Below are 2,673 nucleotides of genomic sequence, written 5' to 3'. Positions count from 1 at the left end.
AACTGCAAGTTCAGGGGGATAGAATCAAATGTGGCTACATTTGGGATCACTATCCCTATCCTGCATGACAAAAACGATACCCGTTTGATTAATTTTTTATTGCTGATCGGTTTTACAAAAACATAGGTAAATCTGCATGGGTTTATTTTTCAGAAAAGAGCCAGCGGCAGGCTCAGGAGATAATCACAAAAAATGATGGTACTCGTAGAGTGCTAGCATTTTTAAGTGGATTGTCTATCCTGCATTGTCACCAAAATCCCTTAAATCATTTCTGGTTTTCTTTCTGACGAACGGGGAGTTATTTAATTTTTTATTCGATGGGATGCACTTCCGCTTCCTCGATGAAAAATGAATTTTCATCTTGCGGCGAGCGTTGCGGATTGAAATATGACGGGATTTTTTTGTGATACTCCAGAAGGCACAGAGCCGAAATGATTGTGACATCACTTCGGCTCTGCTAATCTGAATCTGTGCATTCATTGCTAGGATTCGACTTCAGCAATCTAATCTTAGCAATGGGAAGCTAGCTTGTCACTACTTCCTTAAAACCATTCAACGACATTAACTCAAATGCACCACTTGATTGACTCGGACTTAGCCCGGTCTCCGAAAGGATAAACAGGCAAATTGTGGTAGTAACGTACCGTCACACGAAATGACGGCTCTGCCTCCGAATCACGCTGCGGTATCGAAAGATTACAGTGCGTACCTGATAAGAGCACCAATCAACGGACTAGGGATTTCTTGGATTGCACCGTCGGAAGAAACCCAACCTAACCAGACTTAGCCAACTTAACAAGCTAAGAAGCCATGACCCAAGAACCGATCGTGGAGAAAAGCAAAGACAAGAAGACGATGTCGCTTCGCTCCATTTTGATTAGTACCACATTGGGGCATTAGGCTTTTTATTTCTTTTTTCCTCGACAATTACGGCACCAACTCTGAATACGTTCTTTCCCGTCTACCATTCGAAAACCAAATATTTGTTCAAGTTCTTCTTTTGAAGAAGCTATAGTGCCGCAGGATGGGCAAGTATGAATATGCTTAGGTGTAGGCAACGATGGCATTTGAAAGCTGATGAGCTTAAGCATCAACGGTGATAGGTCATATATATTAGTTAAACCTTTATCAACCTCACTAGCCGATCTTACTTTTTTCCTAATTATTTTTTTAGAAACAAGTCGATTAATAGTTCTTTGTATTGTTCGTCTATCTTGAGACATCCGGTTAGATAACAACTCTATTGATGGGTATATCTTAGAATCACCATGATGCATAAACGAAATTAAGTGTATTAATAAAACAAGTTCAGAATTACTCAGTTCTAGCTTATTTTGATTTTTTAAAAGTTCATTGGGTACTGACGCCCAACCAGAACCAAGTATTGTTCTTCCCCAAATAAATAATAATCTTTCCGGTATATCAATTTGGTAATCATTCATAATTTCATGTAATTTCTGATTTTAGATTTACGCCTCATCATAACTTAATAACACCTATATTTATATAGGTGTTATTAAGTTATGATAATTATTAGGGCGGTGATAACGCCACCCCTGTTTGATGTTATTCAGAGTGAATTCATAGCTATATACCTGCTCATATTTTACCATTTTAAAAGATGCAAGAAATTCCGCATCTCCACTCAAAACACTAGGACTAAATATGTTGGCTAATACACGATTTGCTAGAAAAGGCGAAGAGAATGAACGTCGCCAGCACTATAAATCCGTTGCTGATAACGTTCTATTGTCTCGCAATAATACAAACCAACAAGAATCAGCGTTAAAGTTCAATGCTGGACAGTCAGAGCAAGCTATTTTTGATATACTATCCGCCTATATTAAAAAGTAAGTGGATTATATGGGATGTCAATAAAATACAATAGGGTAGAGCTCCACGTTACTTTTCAAGATGGCGACCTTAATAGTTGTGAATTCAAAGATTTGAAAAATCTTAGCACTGATGAGATCCGCCTTTTAACAACTTTCATTACTAAAGTTACTAATGAAGAATCTCTTGTTGGTAAGAATAAGCCATCATGGCTAAATGACCATGGTGAAAAAATCGCAGACACAGATGCATACGAAGACGGTAATTATTGGCACTATCATTGCGGACCATATAGCGATTCATCCTGCTTGCAAGTTATGACATTTAATTTAAATTTCAATCCTAAAGGAATTACTTCAAACGCAGTAATTCATTATCAAAAAGAAAAAGATGGTAAAATATTGATTGTTGGTTTTTCACCAATTCATTTACCTTTTCCTAAATCAGATGACCCACACTACAATCCATTATTTGAAAATATAGATTCAGATGATTAAAAAATCATTTCGTCTAATCCCTTTTATGTTAAACGGGCGAGTTAGTTAGCGAAAACCGCCCGTTCATACCCATTAGAGTCACTCAAAACGATTTTAAGACACGATCCCCCTATCAAGCACCCAAATCTACGCTGAAAGTTTATAACGGTTTCTATGCCGCTCTCGTTCGTTTTTAACTTCATTCAGATTGACAGAAAAATCGAGCTGAAATCGTCGAAAGGCACAAACTTGTTTTGTGGTGATCGGCGATTTGACCAACCGAGTAAAACGAGAGCGGTAGTGTTTTTAATGATGAACGGAAATCTGAAAAATCGAGGTTAAACTCATTTTTGCTTTAACAGCC

At 37.6% G+C, this 2,673-nt stretch carries 3 protein-coding genes; 2 read left to right on the top strand and 1 reads right to left on the bottom strand.

All coding sequences use genetic code 11. The annotated features are described in order from the left end of the window. Positions 1 to 905: 905 nt before the first annotated feature. On the bottom strand, positions 906 to 1,442 hold the full coding sequence (locus LDO73_RS17990) for a helix-turn-helix domain-containing protein (protein ID WP_224061231.1): 537 nt from the start codon (positions 1,440 to 1,442) through the stop codon (positions 906 to 908). A gap of 223 nt (positions 1,443 to 1,665) precedes the next feature. Between LDO73_RS17990 and LDO73_RS17985 the strand changes: the two genes are divergently transcribed. Together LDO73_RS17985 and LDO73_RS17980 are read left to right on the top strand one after the other, a co-directional pair. Continuing rightward, positions 1,666 to 1,854, top strand: coding sequence for a hypothetical protein (locus tag LDO73_RS17985; protein ID WP_224061230.1), 189 nt, complete (start codon positions 1,666 to 1,668; stop codon positions 1,852 to 1,854). A gap of 14 nt (positions 1,855 to 1,868) precedes the next feature. After that, a complete protein-coding gene (locus tag LDO73_RS17980; RefSeq protein ID WP_224061229.1) occupies positions 1,869 to 2,330 on the top strand; it encodes a hypothetical protein in 462 nt (153 codons plus the stop codon). The last annotated feature ends 343 nt before the right edge of the window (positions 2,331 to 2,673 follow it).

The sequence above is a fragment of the Providencia alcalifaciens genome (genome assembly GCF_915403165.1).
Taxonomy (GTDB): Bacteria; Pseudomonadota; Gammaproteobacteria; order Enterobacterales; family Enterobacteriaceae; genus Providencia; species Providencia alcalifaciens_C.
The sequence above is the reverse complement of the archived record's forward strand: the minus strand, read 5'-3'. Positions and strand labels throughout refer to the sequence as shown.